This is a genomic window from Arthrobacter sp. NPDC058127, from assembly GCF_042884555.1.
In the GTDB taxonomy this organism is placed as follows: Bacteria; Actinomycetota; Actinomycetes; order Actinomycetales; family Micrococcaceae; genus Arthrobacter.
Genome location: NZ_JBHVTT010000001.1, coordinates 689925 through 705834, shown reverse-complemented (window position 1 = coordinate 705834; position 15910 = coordinate 689925). Strand labels below are relative to the sequence as shown.

14 protein-coding genes and 1 tRNA gene are annotated in these 15910 nt (G+C 63.3%); 6 read left to right on the top strand and 9 right to left on the bottom strand.

Going from position 1 to position 15910, the window contains the following annotated elements; all coding sequences use genetic code 11:
* Nucleotides 1-29 precede the first annotated feature (29 nt).
* The gene (locus ACFVTG_RS03155) at nt 30-1280 is read right to left on the bottom strand and encodes a glycosyltransferase family 87 protein (protein WP_390277864.1); all 1251 of its coding nucleotides are present in this window, start codon (nt 1278-1280) and stop codon (nt 30-32) included.
* A gap of 358 nt (nt 1281-1638) precedes the next feature.
* On the opposite strand from ACFVTG_RS03155, the gene mptB reads away from it, so the two are divergent.
* Nucleotides 1639-3258, top strand: coding sequence for a polyprenol phosphomannose-dependent alpha 1,6 mannosyltransferase MptB (gene mptB / locus ACFVTG_RS03150; protein WP_390277862.1), 1620 nt, complete (start codon nt 1639-1641; stop codon nt 3256-3258).
* Nucleotides 3259-3266: 8 nt separating this feature from the next.
* On the opposite strand, the gene ACFVTG_RS03145 is transcribed toward mptB, so the two are convergent.
* A complete protein-coding gene (locus ACFVTG_RS03145; RefSeq protein ID WP_390277860.1) occupies nt 3267-3944 on the bottom strand; it encodes a DNA alkylation repair protein in 678 nt (225 codons plus the stop codon).
* Nucleotides 3945-4079: 135 nt separating this feature from the next.
* Between ACFVTG_RS03145 and map the strand changes: the two genes are divergently transcribed.
* The gene (gene map / locus ACFVTG_RS03140) at nt 4080-4847 is read left to right on the top strand and encodes a type I methionyl aminopeptidase (RefSeq protein WP_390277858.1); all 768 of its coding nucleotides are present in this window, start codon (nt 4080-4082) and stop codon (nt 4845-4847) included.
* 32 nt (nt 4848-4879) lie between these two features.
* Here the strand turns inward: map and ACFVTG_RS03135 are convergent, their stop codons facing one another.
* Nucleotides 4880-5470, bottom strand: coding sequence for a GNAT family N-acetyltransferase (locus ACFVTG_RS03135; protein WP_390277856.1), 591 nt, complete (start codon nt 5468-5470; stop codon nt 4880-4882).
* A 757-nt stretch (nt 5471-6227) separates the two neighbouring features.
* Nucleotides 6228-6300, bottom strand: a tRNA-Arg gene (locus ACFVTG_RS03130).
* 218 nt (nt 6301-6518) lie between these two features.
* Here ACFVTG_RS03130 and ACFVTG_RS03125 point away from each other — a divergent pair.
* From ACFVTG_RS03125 to ettA, 3 genes are all read left to right on the top strand, one after another.
* Entirely contained in the window at nt 6519-7085 is a 567-nt protein-coding gene (locus ACFVTG_RS03125) for a single-stranded DNA-binding protein (protein ID WP_390277854.1), read from the top strand.
* A 202-nt stretch (nt 7086-7287) separates the two neighbouring features.
* Complete coding sequence (locus ACFVTG_RS03120) at nt 7288-7746, top strand: DUF6993 domain-containing protein (RefSeq protein ID WP_284751953.1); 459 nt, start codon at nt 7288-7290, stop codon at nt 7744-7746.
* A gap of 47 nt (nt 7747-7793) precedes the next feature.
* Nucleotides 7794-9476 carry an energy-dependent translational throttle protein EttA gene (ettA, locus tag ACFVTG_RS03115; protein WP_284751952.1) on the top strand — a complete coding sequence of 561 codons (1683 nt, stop codon included), beginning with the start codon at nt 7794-7796 and terminating at the stop codon, nt 9474-9476.
* Between the two features lie 106 nt (nt 9477-9582).
* On the opposite strand, the gene tesB is transcribed toward ettA, so the two are convergent.
* Nucleotides 9583-10488 (bottom strand): acyl-CoA thioesterase II, encoded by a 906-nt coding sequence (tesB, locus tag ACFVTG_RS03110; protein WP_390277852.1) that lies wholly within the window; start codon nt 10486-10488, stop codon nt 9583-9585.
* 63 nt (nt 10489-10551) lie between these two features.
* Here tesB and ACFVTG_RS03105 point away from each other — a divergent pair, with 63 nt between their 5' ends.
* The gene (locus ACFVTG_RS03105; protein WP_390277850.1) at nt 10552-11226 is read left to right on the top strand and encodes a hypothetical protein; all 675 of its coding nucleotides are present in this window, start codon (nt 10552-10554) and stop codon (nt 11224-11226) included.
* A 66-nt stretch (nt 11227-11292) separates the two neighbouring features.
* Here ACFVTG_RS03105 and ACFVTG_RS03100 read toward each other — a convergent pair whose 3' ends face one another.
* The 4 genes from ACFVTG_RS03100 to pepN all read right to left on the bottom strand — a co-directional run bounded on the left by ACFVTG_RS03100 (nt 11293) and on the right by pepN (nt 15784).
* Nucleotides 11293-11766: a globin gene (locus ACFVTG_RS03100; protein WP_390277848.1), complete on the bottom strand. Its 474-nt coding sequence runs from the start codon at nt 11764-11766 to the stop codon at nt 11293-11295.
* A 1-nt stretch (nt 11767) separates the two neighbouring features.
* The gene (locus tag ACFVTG_RS03095) at nt 11768-12496 is read right to left on the bottom strand and encodes a mechanosensitive ion channel family protein (protein ID WP_390277846.1); all 729 of its coding nucleotides are present in this window, start codon (nt 12494-12496) and stop codon (nt 11768-11770) included.
* Nucleotides 12497-12642: 146 nt separating this feature from the next.
* Entirely contained in the window at nt 12643-13122 is a 480-nt protein-coding gene (locus ACFVTG_RS03090; RefSeq protein WP_390277844.1) for an OsmC family protein, read from the bottom strand.
* A gap of 100 nt (nt 13123-13222) precedes the next feature.
* Nucleotides 13223-15784, bottom strand: coding sequence for an aminopeptidase N (gene pepN, locus ACFVTG_RS03085; protein WP_390277842.1), 2562 nt, complete (start codon nt 15782-15784; stop codon nt 13223-13225).
* Between the last annotated feature and the right edge of the window lie 126 nt (nt 15785-15910).

The window sequence follows — 15910 nt, the reverse complement described above, 5'->3', positions numbered from 1 at the left end:
CCAGCCCGTCGAAGAATCGAACGGAAATCTCAGGACTCCTTGGCAGCGGCGGCAGGTTCGTTGGCCGGGATCTTCTTGCCCAAAAGGTACAGGCGGCGTACGGACCAGCAGAACAGGACCACCAGCAGGACGTTGCGCACCGTCAGGACCAAGGCCATCAAAGGGTTGTTGTGGCTGAGTGCGTCATAGAAGAGGGGGTAGATGAAGTATGTGGCCACCCCAATGGCGATGAGCATCGCCGCGGGCACCCGCCATTCCTTCCAGCTGTGGGCAAGCCCGACGGCGACGGCAGGCGCCAGCCACACCATGAACTGGGGTGACCCGACCTTGTTGAACACGACGAAGGCCGTGGCCATGGTCAGGGATCCAGCCAGTAATAGTTCGGTGCGGTCCGCTCCGCCACTTCGCTTGCCGTTGTGGAGTGCCCAGAAGGTCAGGGCAGCCACCAGGATCGCGGCGAGGGCAAGGAGGGGCTGCATGAGGAAGGACATGAAGGCCGTGCCCGGCCCATCCACCTGCATCGAGTTGATGTCCGTGTTCATGTACATCCTGGAGTCACCCACATGGAGGACCGAGAGCCACAGCCAAGGAGTGGTGAACGTGGCTTCCAACTGCATGCCACGATCGCCTTGCTGGGTCAGGAAGTTAAGGAGCTTCGGCAGTTGACCTACGGCAGCCGTCAGGGCGATCACCAAGACGCTGGTCAGAATACCGGCAGCCACCACTTTGGTTCTCTGCTTGACCACGGTGAACAACGAAAGCATGACGGCGGCCGGCCAAACCTTCATCCAGGTGGCAACGCTCAGGAGGGTGGAGGCAATGAACGGGTGCGACACCCCGTACGCCAAGGCGATCAGGACGATGGGGGCAGTCAATCCGTCCACCCGGGCGAATCCCAGCCAACCCATGATGAAGACGAAGACCAGCCACCACCATCCCGCCGGGATGGCCTCGCGACGGCGGCCCCGTCCCGTGAGCTTGGCTAGGGCGACGCCGTTGAGCAGGGTGATCATGAGCACCCACAGGAAGAAGAACGGACCGGGTCCGGCCAAGCCTGCGATGGCCATCGGTACCAAGGCGAGGACGGGGTAGACCCACGGGCTGGGCCCGCCGCTGAGGTTCTCATCCCGGAAACCGGCAGAGGTCCAGTCCCGGTAGATGAAGGTGTCGCTGAAGGCTTCGCCGCGCAGGGAAAGGATCAGCGCGAACACGAGGAAGACCAAGTGCACGACGCAGAAGCCTGCAAGCAGGCCCTTGGGAGAATTGAGCCTTGCCTCCACCGAAGAGGGAAGAACGCGATGACGGAACCGTGTGAGCGCGCTGAAGAATGAGTCCGTGGAAATGGGAGGATCCTTGTCAGGTAGTTATCGTCACAGGGTGCCGTAAGGCGCAGCGGCCGGAGCCGCTCCAGACAACATCGGTTCTATTGAATTTCGAGCGGAACCAGCGTGGCTGTGGGTCTGCGGCATCAAACCAGAGCCCCATCCATCCTATCTCAGGCCACTTTCGCGGGCCGACCGATGGTCCGGCTGGCCCCGGGAAGCCAGGGGTGGCGATGCTACAGTTGCAATAATCCATGGCAACCGGCAGTGCCACTTTGGCCCGGATGCGGCAGGAAACCGGACAGGATTTTGTTTGATGGTGACGTCGAAGTTTCGTGAGCGTGAGGTGGGGAGTTCGTTGGCTCATCCAGAGGCGCTTGGCGATTCCACCGTCCCGCCACACGGCACTGTCATAGCCAAAGCGGCAAGGACAGCGGTCCTCCAAGGGTTCGTCGGGTCGTTGCTCATGGTGGCAGGATCGGTCGGCGTCGGCTGGCTGGCCAGCAGCAGTGCCTTGATCCGGACGCCCCTCTTCATCATGGCCAGGACATCGCCGGTTGGTGTGATCCTGTGCACCGTGATGCTCTGCCTTGGTGCACTCCTGCTCCTGCGTTCTTGGCTGCGCATTGCCCAGCGGATCGGCGGATGGAACCCTTCCTCGCGGCCTGTCCTTCGGCGGGCATTGTGGATGTGGGCAGTCCCGATGATGTTCAGCTTGCCGTTGTTCAGCAGGGATGCTTACGCCTACATCGGCCAGGGCCGGCTCATGGAGCAGGGCCTGAACCCATATACCAACGGCATCTCGGCCCTGAGCAACTACTTTTCGCTCGGACCCGACAAATTGTGGACGGAAGCACCGACGCCTTACGGTCCGCTGTGGCTTTGGATTGAACAGGGTGCCGTATGGGTGAGCGCAAGCGTCCCCGAGCTTGCGCTGATTCCCTTCCGTCTGGCTGCCCTCGCCGGGGTCGTACTGCTCGCTGTCTACGTTCCCCGCCTGGCTGCGCTCCACGGCGTCAATCCGGAGCGGGCGCTGTGGCTTGGGGTCCTCAACCCGGTTCTCCTGATCAACTTCATCGCCAGCGCGCACAACGACTCCTTGATGTTGGGACTGGTTGTTGCCGGGCTGTACTTCGCCTCGGTCAAACGACCCGTGCTGGGAATCGTGCTGATCACGGCCTCGATCGCCATCAAGCCGATTACTTTGATTGCCTTGCCTTTTGCCGGACTGCTGTGGGCTGGTGCCCGTGCCGGCTGGGGCCGCAGGATGATCTGTTGGGCGGCCACGTTGGGCTTGTCCCTGGGGCTCCTGGCGGCCGCCGGATTGGTGAACGGCCTGGGATTCGGTTGGCTTGGCGCCCTGCAGACTCCCGGCGCCGTCTGGATCTGGTACGCGCCGGTGGGCTTGCTGGCCCACACGGTGGGGCTCGCCGTCGGACTTTTCGCTGGCCCCGGCGTTCCCGTAACGGACGTCATCCAGACCGCCGGAACGGCGGTTTCGGCGCTTGCCATCGTCTGGCTAGCCGTACGGACGCCTGGCCGCGGATTCGGACTGCCCGCGCCCCTCGAGGACGAATCGGAGTTCAACAAGACCGTGCTTCGCCGGATGGCCTGGGCCTTCGCAGCCGTCGTCGTCTTGGCGCCGGTGATCCAGCCTTGGTACATGGTGTGGCTACTGGTGTTCTTTACGGTGACAGGCATCGCAGACGGCCCCCAGCTCCGGACGGTCTTCTATCTGACAGCGTTCTTCACCCTCATTGCGCTCACAGACCAATTGAGTGTCTTCCAGTGGATCCCCATTGAGGTGGTGCGCGGTGTGGCCATCGCCATCGCGGTTTCCTTCATCGCCTACCTCGTGTTCTTTGACAAGAAGACGCATGTGCTGTTCCGCCCGCGTCGCGGGATTTTGAAGCTCAAGCTTAAACCGAAGTCCTGAACCCGGATTCAGCCGAGGTGTTTCGTCGCTTCACGTAGGGACAAAGGGCTCAGCCTGGCCCGTCGGGTTTCCACGTAGCTCCGTACCCATTGAGGATCGGTCTTGGCATACTCCCGCAGCGTCCAGCCGATTGCTTTCCTGATGAAGAACTCCTTGTCGGCCAGGTTGGCGTCGAGTGCCGCGGCCAGGAGTTCCTGGTCGGTGGCCGACTTTGCCTTGAGCTGGGAGGTGATGGCGGCGCGACGGATCCAGGGGTCCTCGTCGCGTGCCCATGTCCGCAAGAGCGGGGTCAGTGTGCTCCGATGGTGTTGCAGAAGGACGCAAATACGGTCGGAGACACCGTCAACGAAGTCCCACCATGCGCCTGTCCGGATGATTTCTTCGTACAGAGGCAACATCTCCAGATCCTTGGCCACGGACTTGGTGGAGGTCAGGTCGATGGCCGCATAGCGCTCTTCCCGCCATGCAGCTTCCCGCCACAGCAGCCGGACATCGTCCCGAAGTTCGGCGGCGGACCCGAAGGGGAGTTCCTTCGCGGTCGCGAGGACTACGCGACGGACTGCAGGGACCCTGACGCCGAGCGAAGGCATGGATGACTTCATGTACGCCTGCGCCGCCTTCGCACGGTCCGGGTCCGCCTCTGCCTGCAGGCGTTCCCGGATGATGGCGATTCTTCGGTGTTCCATACCGCGACTCTAGGACACCCGAAGGCGGCTCGGACGCGCCACCCGGTTGACTGGGATGATGACGCCCATAGAGTGGATGGAAGAGTTAGTCCGGTGGCCGATCCGGCCCCTTGTTCCTCATGCTTGGAGGCCCTCATGTCCACGGTGAAGACGCCGGAAGAGATTGCGCTCATGCGCGAAGCCGGAAGAGTGGTTGCCAACACGCTTTCGGCGGTTCGTTCGCACGCCGGAGTCGGGGTGTCGCTAAAGGAGCTTGACGAGGTTGCTGCCGCTTTCATGGAGGCCGCCGGAGCCAAGCCGGCGTTCCTGAATTACCGTCCGCGGTGGGCGTCCACGCCCTTTTCAGGCGTCATTTGCACGAGCGTCAACGACGCCGTGGTGCACGGCATCCCGGACGGATATGTTTTGCAGGACGGTGATCTGTTGAGCGTCGATTGCGGGGCATTCGTGGAGGGATGGTGCGGGGACGCGGCAGTCAGCTTCATTGTGGGCACTGCGGATCCGGTGGACCAGGAATTGATCGACGCCACGGACGCCGCCCTCGCCCGCGGAATCGAGGCTGCCCGGATCGGAAACAAGATGGGCGATCTTGCGTACGCCATAGGCGGGGAAGCCAAGCGCAGCGGCTACGGGATACTTGCCGATCACGGCGGGCACGGGATTGGCCGGACCATGCATGCAGAGCCGAACGTGCCGAACATCGGGCGGCCAGGCCGTGGCGTGAAGCTTGTGGAGGGCCTGGTGATCGCTATCGAGCCGATGTTGATCCTGGGCGGCAGCGACGACTACTACCACGACGACGACCAGTGGACCCTGCGCTCGGCCAACGGCCGCCGTGCGGCGCACAGCGAACACACCGTGGCGATCACCGCAGACGGCCCGGTTGTGCTGACACTGCCTTAGCTGGGTTGTTTCGGCCTGCGGGGTCCGGAAAATCAGCGCCGCAGGCGCATGACCGCCCTTCCGGGCACTGCTGTGGAAACCGTGAAGAAGCCAGCCGCCCCGAACAACTTCACCGTTCCCTGGTAGAGATCGGCCGAACCGGCTTTGGGCCGCAGCGAGGGATCGACGGGGTAGCCTTCCACGATCTCGGCGCCATGCGCGAAGGCATGCCCGACGGCGGCGTCCAGCAATGCCGCAGCCACCCCGCTCCTGCGGTGGCCGGGAGAAACCACGAAACAACTCACCGACCAGACTCCCGTTCCTTGCGGGGCGCCCCCTCCTGCGGCCTTGAGGACTTGGGATTGTTCGATGCGCGGATAGCACTGGCGCGGTTCGACCGCGCACCAGCCCACTGCTTCGCCGCCTCGGAACGCGAGGACTCCAGGTTCGGGGCCGTCGTCGAATTTGGCCTTGAGCTGTTCCTTCCGCGTCTTTGGGGGAGTGGCCTTCCAATCCTGACCGGTGAGGGCGAACCATCGGCACCAACAGCGGGAAGGTTCGCCACGGACGCCGAAGAGCTTTTCGACATCGGGCCAGGTTGCGGGGCCCGTGGTGACGGCTGCGGAAACGAAGTTCAGGACCATGGGAACAACCTAGAACCAGCGAGTGCCAAGGCCTGGGTTGCGGCGCCGCCGGCTATCCCTGACGTCACCTAGTGCTGCGTGGGGTCGGTGACAAAGTTAACCCCGTCCGGATCGACTGGTCCGGGCTCATTTGGCCGGCTGCGCGATCCCGCCGTCGGTCTAGCCGCCCGCCTGATTCCGGCGTGGTGTTCGCGGTGTTTGGCAAGTGGCTTCTGATTTTTGGGCGCCGCGGATCGCCCAAAGACCGGAATTAGAGCGACCAACGCCGCGCCCGCCAGCACCGCAATGACCCAGATCCATTGTTCTCCGTCCATGTTCTTCACCAGTCTCAGGTCGTCGGTTGTCTGCGTTCGGTCGTTGAAGTCCGGTCTATGCGGCTCGGCATGGATCCTCAGCGAAACACTAGATTGGCTCGTAAACACCGTCGCGAGTGGTCCTTACTCGACTTTTGAGCCTCTTGCGCAGCTGACGTTAACCAAGCAGCCGATACTGGACGAGCTCAGGAGGCGGCACATCTTGGCGAACGAACATGGCCGCCGTCGGATTCTGCTGGATCATTCTCTTCGCCCAAGTTGCCGGCCCTGTGATTCCGTGGGCCCGGAACTGTCCATTCGAGTGATTGAGCAGAATCCGACATCCCAGCGAAAGAGGATTCCCGGACGGACATGACGCGCCCGGGATTTACACACGTTTTGTCCTATAACCCGAGAAGAGCGGCCCTGAACTACGTCTCCGCAGGTCAGAGCCGCTCTCTGTGTGCCCCGGGAGGGAATCGAACCCCCGACCAAGAGATTAGAAGGCTCCTGCTCTATCCTCTGAGCTACCGAGGCATGCGACGCACGCACAGCCGTGGCTGAGGCGCCACAAAGAGTTTACATTGCGGCGGCTGCCTGTGCAGTCAGCCCACCCTCAACCCGTCACTCTTCCCCCACAGGCGGCCATTCGGGCTGGCTATCCACATACGCGAAGTCCATACTGCCGCGGATCTGCGCGGCCCGTGAAGCTGAAAGAGCCAGACAGGCAACTCAACTCACGTTAGGACTACACCATGAACGACATCATCACTGTCCGGGGATTCGTCGCTACGGAACCCAAAAGTTCGACGACCCCGGGCGGAACGGGAACGGCCTCGTTCCGGTTGGGTTCCACGGAGCGCAGGTTCGACCGCGCCAACGATGTCTGGGTGGACGGCAACACCAATTGGTTCAGCGTCCAGGCGTTCAGGCATCTCGCGGGAAACATAGGATGCAGCGTCAAGAAGGGCCAGCGGGTCATCGTGGTCGGGAAACTGAAGTTGAGGCAATGGGAACACGACGGCAAGATCTACCACGTTGCCGAAATCGTCGCCGAGTCGGTGGGTCACGACCTCATGTGGGGTTCGGCGAACTTCATCCGGACCACCGGTAGCACCAGCCCGCAGGGCATGCCTGCGGCCCCTGAGGTGGAGCCGGAGAACCCGTGGCCTTCTGCGGAGGACGATGGCGAGGACTGCCCGCATGACGATGAGGATGGCAGTGCCGGAGCCGAGCGGGGAGTCATTGTTTCGGCTGGAGAAGATGATGAGCCGGTTCTTGTTGATACTGAGACGGGAGAACTTGTGGACGCCAAGGTTTGAAATGACGCCACGGCCTGAAAGGACGCGAGGCCTGAAATGACGCCGGCGCCCCAAACAGGGAACGTCGCGGGCATCCGCGGACGCCGTGCGGCGCAGCAGGGGGCGCGCCGCATGGCAGAATGGCCGGGTGATGAGCAGGGGAACGCCGCGAAAACCATCAGGACGCCGCCACGCGGCCGGAAGCCCAGGTTTGCTGCTTGCAGTGCCGTTACTCCTGGCCGGAATGATGGCCGGCTGCACGGCGCCTGCTCCCGTGGTGTCAGGAAGCGCGCCGGTTTCATCGCCTGCCCCATCGGGTACAGCCAGCGCCACTGCCGCTGTTCCACCCAGTGCCGGGAACCCATCGGCATCGGCTTCGCTCAGCCCGGGCACTGCCGCCCTGAAGCAGACCATGGAGACCGTACTCAAAACCATTGCCGCGGCAACCCCCAAACCGGCACAAGATGCACTGCGATCGCAGCTCGTTTCGGCCGGCATCCCAGCCTCCGCTGTGGAAGTATCCGCGAGCAAGACGCCGACCGGACTGGATGTCGACGCCATCGAGGCCGCGGCCAAACTGGACAAGGACTGTGTCATGGGCGAGATCAGGGACGGCCAGGTTTCAGTGTCGGTCCTGCCCGTCTTGGCCAGCGGCAAATGCTTCGTCGGGGATTCCCGCTAGCAGGGCCGAATGTGAGTTATGCCTTGCCACCCATTAGATTTAACGGCATGGCGGAATTCATTTACACGATGACCAAGGCTCGCAAGGCCGTTGGCGAAAAACTAATCTTGGACGATGTCAGCATGTCGTTCTTCCCTGGCGCGAAGATCGGCGTCGTTGGCCCGAACGGAGCCGGCAAATCCACGATCCTGAAGATCATGGCTGGCATCGACACACCGTCGAACGGCGAAGCCCGCCTCAGCCCCGGCTACTCCGTGGGCATCCTCCTGCAGGAGCCGCCCCTGAACGAGGAAAAGACCGTCCTGGGCAACGTCCAGGAAGGCGTGGGCGAGATCTACTCGAAGATCCAGCGCTTTAACGAGATCTCCGAGGAAATGGCCAACCCGGACGCCGACTACGACACCCTGCTGGAGGAAATGGGCCACCTCCAGGAAGCGATCGACGCCGCAGATGCGTGGGACATCGATTCCCAGCTCGAGCAGGCCATGGACGCACTCCGCTGCCCGCCGGGCGACTCCGACGTGACGGTCCTGTCAGGTGGTGAGCGCCGCCGCGTGGCGCTCTGCAAGCTCCTGCTGCAGAAGCCTGACCTCCTGCTCCTTGACGAGCCCACCAACCACTTGGACGCCGAAAGTGTACTGTGGCTCGAGCAGCACCTCTCTTCCTACCCCGGTGCCGTCCTCGCCATCACCCACGACCGCTACTTCCTCGACCACGTCGCCGAGTGGATCTGTGAAGTGGACCGCGGCCGTCTTTACCCCTATGAAGGCAACTACTCCACGTACTTGGAGAAGAAGCGCGCCCGCCTCGAAATCCAGGGCAAGAAAGACGCCAAGCAGGCCAAGCGCCTCACCGAGGAACTTGAATGGGTCCGCTCCAACGCCAAGGGCCGCCAGACCAAGTCGAAGGCCCGTCTGGCCCGGTACGAGGAAATGGCAGCCGAGGCTGACCGCACCAGGAAGCTCGACTTCGAGGAAATCCAGATTCCGCCGGGACCGCGCCTGGGTGGCCTGGTCCTGGAAGCCAAGAACCTGCAGAAGGGCTTCGAAGACCGGACCCTGATCGACGGGCTTTCGTTCACGCTGCCCCGCAACGGCATAGTCGGCGTCATCGGTCCTAACGGTGTCGGCAAGACCACGCTGTTCAAGACCATCGTCGGGCTGGAACCGCTCGACGGCGGCGACCTCAAGATCGGTGACTCGGTCAAGATCTCCTACGCCGACCAGAGCCGTGGCGGCATCGACCCCAACAAGACCCTGTGGGAGGTCGTTTCAGACGGCCTGGACTTCATCCAGGTCGGCCATGTTGAAATGCCGTCCCGCGCCTATGTCGCGGCCTTCGGCTTCAAGGGACCGGACCAGCAGAAGAAGGCCGGCGTGCTCTCCGGTGGTGAGCGTAACCGCCTGAACCTGGCACTGACCCTCAAGCAGGGCGGAAACCTCCTGCTTCTTGACGAGCCCACCAACGACCTAGACGTCGAAACCCTCAGCAGTCTTGAGAACGCCTTGCTCGAGTTCCCCGGCTGCGCCGTCGTGGTCTCGCACGACCGGTGGTTCCTCGACCGGGTTGCCACCCACATCCTGGCCTACGAAGGCGACGAGGAGAACCCGTCGAAGTGGTACTGGTTCGAGGGTAACTTCGAGTCCTACGAGGAGAACAAGGTGGAGCGCCTCGGTCCAGACGCTGCCAAGCCGCACCGTGTCACGCACCGCAAGCTGACCCGCGACTAAGCGGATTGCTCCAAAGAGGGCCGGCGCCCTGGATATTCTCCCGTGGCGCCGGCCTTCTTTGCTGCGCAGAATCTCGGCCGAGTTGTGGTAGCTACTCGAGTAGCGACTACGGGATCCGGAGCATGCCCTCTTGCGCCACCGTGGCGACATGTTGGCCATCACGGCTGAAGATCTTGCCGGTGGCCAGTCCGCGGGCGCCTTGGGCGCTGGGGGACTCCTGCACGTAGAGCAACCACTCGTCCACGCGGACGGGACGATGCCACCACATGGCATGGTCAAGGCTCGCCACGCTCATGCCGGGCGTCATCCAGCTCAATCCGTTCTTGCGCAGCACCGATTCCAGGATGGTGTAGTCGCTCGCGTAGGCCAGGGCGGCCAGATGGAGGTTGGGATCGTCCGGCATCGGGCCAAAGGTCTTCATCCACACGGCATTGCTGGCTACCCGGTCCTTGGGCGCTTCGACGTAGAGCGCGGGGTCTACGTGGCGGACATCGAAGGGCCGCTCGAACGACATGTGGCGGGCGAGTGGATGGTCGTACTTCTGGAGGAGTTCGGCGGTGCTCGGCAGTGTTTCGGGGTCCGGGATTCCGGCCGGCATGGAGGATTGGTGTTCCACGCCTTCCGCTTCGGTCTGGAAGGAAGCGATCATCGACAGGATCGGTTGGCCTTCTTGATAAGCGTGCACCCGACGCGCGGAGAATGAGCGTCCATCACGAAGCCGTTCAACACTGAAAGTGATCGGCTGGTTGGCGTCCCCCGGACGAAGGAAATAGCCGTGCATTGAATGGACGGTCCGGTCTTCCTCTACGGTGCGCATACCGGCTACGAGCGACTGGGCGAGCACCTGCCCGCCGAATACCCGGTGGCGCGGCTGTTTCTGCGACGGCCCAAGGAAGATGTCCTCGGCTGTCCTCGCGCCGTCGAAGTCGGCCAGGGACAGCAACTCGATGAGGGTGGATGTGGGGTCCTCCAGGGCAACCTGATGTTCCAGGCCGGCGTGCGCGTCAGTCATGGTTCGACTCTAGACGCCACCCTGACCCCTCTCAACCGCGGACATGCCGGTAGAGTCGATGATGTGTCCGATGTATTGACCCAGTCCTTCCATTTCGTCGATCCCCGTGATCTGGCGGATCTCCGCACTTATGTCACGCGTGCCAAGAGCATCGACGATGGCGCCATCCGGCTGCAAGCCTCCGGCCGCGTCCTGGCTGCATATGTGTGCGTCCTGAGGCCCCGCCTCCTGGGCGAAGCGACGCCGACCATTCTCGGGCTACGGACCATCGCCCTCGCCGATGACGCGCATGCGGACGTCACCGTGACCCTGTCCTCGGTCCTGGACCGCTTGGCGCGTTCCGGTGCCGACGACGTCGAACTTCCGATCCCGCCGTCGACCGTTTCCGAATCCTGGGCTGGAGTCGGGGCTCCCCGCAGCGGCTGGGAGCCGCTGGGTTCAGTGCCCGACGCCGAACTCAAGGCCGTCGCGAATGCCGGCATTGCCGAGGTGGCCGGGATTGTTCCGGAACAGCCTGGCGCCTTGATCGTCAACAATGCCAGGGCCGCGGTGTGGGGCCGGGAGATTCCGGGACTCGACGGCGTGCCCGCAGGGGCGGCGTTCGCGGCCTTGGCGCTCGGCTTCCTTGGTGACGGCGAACACCGGCTCTTCCGCAACGGACGTTGGTTCCGGCTCAGCGGGAGCCGGGGCCACATCCTGGCACGATCCGGATCAGGCCTGGCCTTCCAAGCCCGCTGAACCTGAGCCAGGACTGGCCCAATCCCGGGCCAGTCCCATGGCTACGCAGCCGCTCGCCAACAAGCCTCAGGGCTGCTGGACCGACGGGCTGTTGACCATCGTGAGCGCAGCCCGTTCCATGTAGTCCCACAGCGTGCCTTCATGAAGCGGCGACAATTCGAGGGAATCCACTGCCGCGCGCATGTGGAAGAGCCAGCGGTCCTTGGCTTCGGGTGTCACCTGGAACGGCATGTGCCGCATTCTCAAGCGGGGGTGCCCGCGTTCCTCGCTGTACGTGCCCGGGCCGCCCCAATACTGCTCAAGGAACATGAGGAACCGCCGCTTTGCCGGGGCGAGGTCTTGTTCCGGGTACATGGGCCGGAGCAACGGATCTCCGGCGACGCCGTCGTAGAAGACATCGATGAGTTTCACGAAAGTCTCGTGGCCGCCGATGGCGTCATAGAAGCTGTCGGTGTAGGCAGGCTGGCTGAACGGATCGTTTTGCATCAACTGCCGCCGTTCGGCCGGTTGCGGTGGTGCGGATTCCGGCTGGCTGCTCATGTCACTCACCTGCTTTCTGCTCTCGAATCTTGAGGGATTCCTTTGAAGTCTGGGGCGCACCGGATGCAGCGGTTTCGGCAGGGGCGGTACCCGGCGGTGCAGGCGGAACGTCGTCCGGGACGGCTGAGTCCTCCGGCACGTAATCGCCTTGCGAGCGGTTGCCCACCCTCAGGATTTCTCCATTGCGCAGATACCAGATGGCGCCGTCTTCGGCCCGGAGCCGTGTGATCCGGAGGCCCACGGATTCAACCGTGCCAATCACTTCAGTGGTCACGATCACATCGCCGATCCCGAACTGGTCCTCGATGGTGATGAAGATGCCGGACAGGAAATCGCGGATGAGCTGTTGGGCGCCGAAGCCAATGGCCACACCCAAAATACCGACGCTCGTGAGCAGCGGGGCAATATCCACATTCAGGTATTTGAGGACGTAGATGATGACGATGACCACCACCACGACGCTCAGCACGCTTGTTAGCAGTGATCCGATGGTGTGGGCGCGCTGGGCGCGCCGTTCATGGTCGAGCGCCCGGAAGGCCGGCTGGACCCACCTGAAATGCGGTTTCTTGAAGAAGCTGGTGCCCTCTGCCACTCGGCGGGTAATACGCAGAATGATGAACCGGGCCACAACCCAGACCACCAACCCAATGCCCAGCGTCACGAAGATGGACGCGAAATCGATCTTGGCTGCATCGGCCACGATGTTGTCGGTCGACGAGGCGACGTTCATGTGCGGGAATGCTCCTCACGGATCCAATTGTTCGCCGGGCCCTTTATTGCCGGGCGCTGAACACTCTGTCCACGCTCAACCCTATCGCCGTAACGTGGCCGCATGCGCATCGTGGTTCCTCACGGAACAGCCTTCCTGTCATCTGGCTAGCTGGCGGCGACCGTCGTGCTTGGCTCATGCAGAACGGGAAAATTGACGCTCCGGGCGATAAAGCACACCTGGTTGGCCTCATGGTGCAATTCGTCCATGAGGGAAATATGCGCCGGGTCGGCAACCGTGACCTGGGGCTTCAGGGTGACGTTTTCGAACTGGCCGCTGCCATCGCGATTGAGCCTCATCATGCCCTCGGCGTGGTCCACGTAGTCGGTCACCACCACCCCGTGTTTGACCGCGACATGCAGGAAGGACAGCATGTGGCACTGGGAAAGGGCAGTGAGGAGCAGTTGTTCCGGGTTGTACCGGCTACGGTCGCCATGGAAGGTGGGGTCCGAGGATCCCCTCAGGACGGGCAGTCCGGGGATTTCGACGTCGTGATCCCTGGCGTAGCCGCGGTAGGTGGACGTCCCGGTGCCCAGATTTCCGGTCCAGCGCACGGTCAGGGAGTAGTGGTGTTCGTCCAGGCTCATGCGGAAAGTCTATCGGCGGTGCTTTCGCGGGCGGCACACGAACAGGCCCCGGCTCCATTGAATCGGAACCGGGGCCTGACCGTGATTTACCTGAAGGTTTTTAGACGTCTGCCGCCCGGGCCTTGAGGGCACGGGCAACGCCGTCGCGGTTTTCGAGCATCATGCGCCGCAGGGCGCTGCTGTCCGCCGGCAGTTCGGCGAGGAACTTGTCCGTGCGGTCAACCGTGGCCTGCGTGGTCAGCTGCGCCGGGTAGAGCCCGACGACGATTTGCTGGGCCAGCGCATGGGTGCGGTTGGCAACAATCTCCGGGACCGCCTCGAAGTACCCTTCGGCGTATGGCTCCAACAGGGAGGTGTCCAGCACCCGCGTGAAGCCGGTGACGGCGGAGCTTTGAATGGCGTTGGAAAGCTCGCCCGTGACGACGATCTTCTTCCATGCGGCGGCCTTGGCCTCGGGAGTGGGAAGGGCCGCCGTGGCCAAGGCGGCTGCGTTCTGGCCATTGGCCGTGTGGTCGCGCTCGAGTTCGGCGTCGATCCGGTCCTGGCCCTCGCGCCCGCCAACCACCAGCGACGTGAGGAGTTCCCAGCGCAAGTCCTGGTCAACCGTCAGGCCATCCAGGACGGTGCTGCCGTCCAGGACCGCCTGGATTGTGTCCAGTTGGGAGCTGCTCGCGGCGAGCAAGGCAAACGACTTCACGAATTGGAGCTGGGCGTCCGATCCGGCAGCTGCGGTCCTCGAGAGTTCCCACAGTGTGTCCGCCGCGGCCACCGTGGCGGCATCCTTGTGCTCCGCTGCGACGTAGTAGCTCAGGGTGGTGGCCAGTTGGCGGAGCTGGGTCTGGATCACCGAGGAGTCGGTCTCGGATGCGATGTTCGCCAGGATCAGCTCGGCGTAGCCCCGGGCGGGGGTTTCGCCGTCGCGGGCCGCGTCCCAGGCCGAGCCCCACACCAGGGTGCGGGGCAGGCTGCCGGCGAAGTCCTTCAGGTGGGCCTTCGCGGTGGCCAAGGATGCGGGGTCGAGGCGCACCTTCGCGTAGGCGAGGTCCTCGTCGTTGAGCAGGACAAGGTCCGGGCGCGCCATTCCGGCAAGGGCCGTGACCTCGGTCCGGGGCCCGTCGACGTCGAGCTCCTCCCGGTGGGTCCTCTCAAGTTTGCCTTCGCCCGAGAGGTCGTAGAATCCGACGGCGAGGCGGTGCGGCCGCAGCGTGGGCTGCTCGTCGATGGCCGTCTGCACGATCGCAAAAGACCTGATGGTTCCGTCCGCGTCGACCTCGAGCTCGGGTGAGAGGGTGTTGACGCCGGCGGTCTCGAGCCAGAGCTTTCCCCACTGGTCCAGGTCGCGGCCGCTGGCAGCTTCGAGTTCCTTCATCAGGTCCACCAGTTCGGTGTTCTGCCACGCATGCCTCTGGAAATACTCGCGGACGCCGGCCATGAACTGTTCCGGGCCAACCCAGGCAACCAACTGCCGCAGCACGGAAGCTCCCTTGGCATAGGTGATTCCGTCGAAGTTGACTTCGACGTCCTGGAGATCGTTGATCTCGGCGAAAATCGGGTGCGTCGTGGGCAATTGGTCCTGCCGGTACGCCCAGGACTTCTCCACCGAGGCAAAGGTGGTCCATGCCCGGTCGAATTCGGTGTTTTCGACGGCGGCCAGGTGGGACATGTACTCGGCAAACGACTCGTTGAGCCAGAGGTCGTTCCACCAGCGCATCGTGACGAGGTCTCCGAACCACATGTGGGCCAACTCGTGCAGCACGGTGATGGCGCGGCGTTCAACCTGGGCGTCAGTGACCTTGCCGCGGAAGACGTAGCCCTCGAGGATGGTCACCGCGCCGGCGTTTTCCATCGCGCCGGCATTGAACTCGGGAACGAACAGTTGGTCGTACTTCTCGAAGGGATACGGGAATCCGAACTGGGCCTCGAAGAACTCAAAACCCTGGCGGGTCAGTTCGAAGATGTTGTCGGCGTCCAAGTACTGCATGAGGGACTTGCGGGCGAACACCCCGAGCGGGATGACGCGGCCATCGGAGCTGGTGACCTTGCTGCGGACCGATTGGTACGGCCCCGCGACCAAGGCAGTGACGTAGGAAGAGATGCGGGGAGTGGGGGCGAAATGCCAGACGGAGCGCGCACCGCCGTCGTCCCCGGGAGTGGTTTCCACCGGTACCGGAGTGGGCGAGTTGGAGATCAGGTCCCAGTGCGAGGGCGCCGTTATCGTGAACGTGAATGCGGCCTTGAGGTCCGGCTGTTCGAACACAGCGAACATGCGGCGGGAATCGGGCACCTCGAACTGTGTGTACAGGTAGACCTCGTTGTCCACGGGGTCCACGAAACGGTGCAGGCCCTCACCGGTGTTCATATAGGGGGCATCGGCGACTACCCTGAGTTCGTTCTCGGCGGCGAGCCCGGCCAGTTGGATGCGGACGCCGTCGGACACCACTGCCGGATCGAGTTCGGTGCCGTTGAGCGTCACGCTGTGCACGGTCTCCGTGATCGCGTCGATAAAGCTCGAGGAGCCCTTGACGGCGGAAAACTTCACCACCGTGGTGGAGCCGAAGACCGTGGCGCCCTTCGTCAAGTCGAGGGTGACGTCGTACGAGGTCACGGTGAGCAATTCTGCGCGCTGTCCGGCTTCGGCGCGCGTCAGGTTCAGGCCTGGCAAGGTTTGCCTCCAAGAGGGTTTCGAGAAGCCGGTTGGTTTCAGCCAGCGCCGGCGCTGTGAAGTCATTCTTTCACTTGATCCCGGCTTGGCAAGGAAGCTCGATCACAGTGTCGTCGGCGCGGGGTA

Coding starts and splice junctions, on each gene's coding strand:
- mptB (WP_390277862.1), top strand. CDS start 1,639: ATGGTGACGTCGAAGTTTCGTGAGCGTGAGGTGGGGAGTTCGTTGGCT.
- ACFVTG_RS03145 (WP_390277860.1), bottom strand. CDS start 3,944: ATGGAACACCGAAGAATCGCCATCATCCGGGAACGCCTGCAGGCAGAG.
- map (WP_390277858.1), top strand. CDS start 4,080: ATGTCCACGGTGAAGACGCCGGAAGAGATTGCGCTCATGCGCGAAGCC.
- ACFVTG_RS03135 (WP_390277856.1), bottom strand. CDS start 5,470: ATGGTCCTGAACTTCGTTTCCGCAGCCGTCACCACGGGCCCCGCAACC.
- ACFVTG_RS03125 (WP_390277854.1), top strand. CDS start 6,519: ATGAACGACATCATCACTGTCCGGGGATTCGTCGCTACGGAACCCAAA.
- ettA (WP_284751952.1), top strand. CDS start 7,794: ATGGCGGAATTCATTTACACGATGACCAAGGCTCGCAAGGCCGTTGGC.
- tesB (WP_390277852.1), bottom strand. CDS start 10,488: ATGACTGACGCGCACGCCGGCCTGGAACATCAGGTTGCCCTGGAGGAC.
- ACFVTG_RS03100 (WP_390277848.1), bottom strand. CDS start 11,766: ATGAGCAGCCAGCCGGAATCCGCACCACCGCAACCGGCCGAACGGCGG.
- ACFVTG_RS03095 (WP_390277846.1), bottom strand. CDS start 12,496: ATGAACGTCGCCTCGTCGACCGACAACATCGTGGCCGATGCAGCCAAG.
- ACFVTG_RS03090 (WP_390277844.1), bottom strand. CDS start 13,122: ATGAGCCTGGACGAACACCACTACTCCCTGACCGTGCGCTGGACCGGA.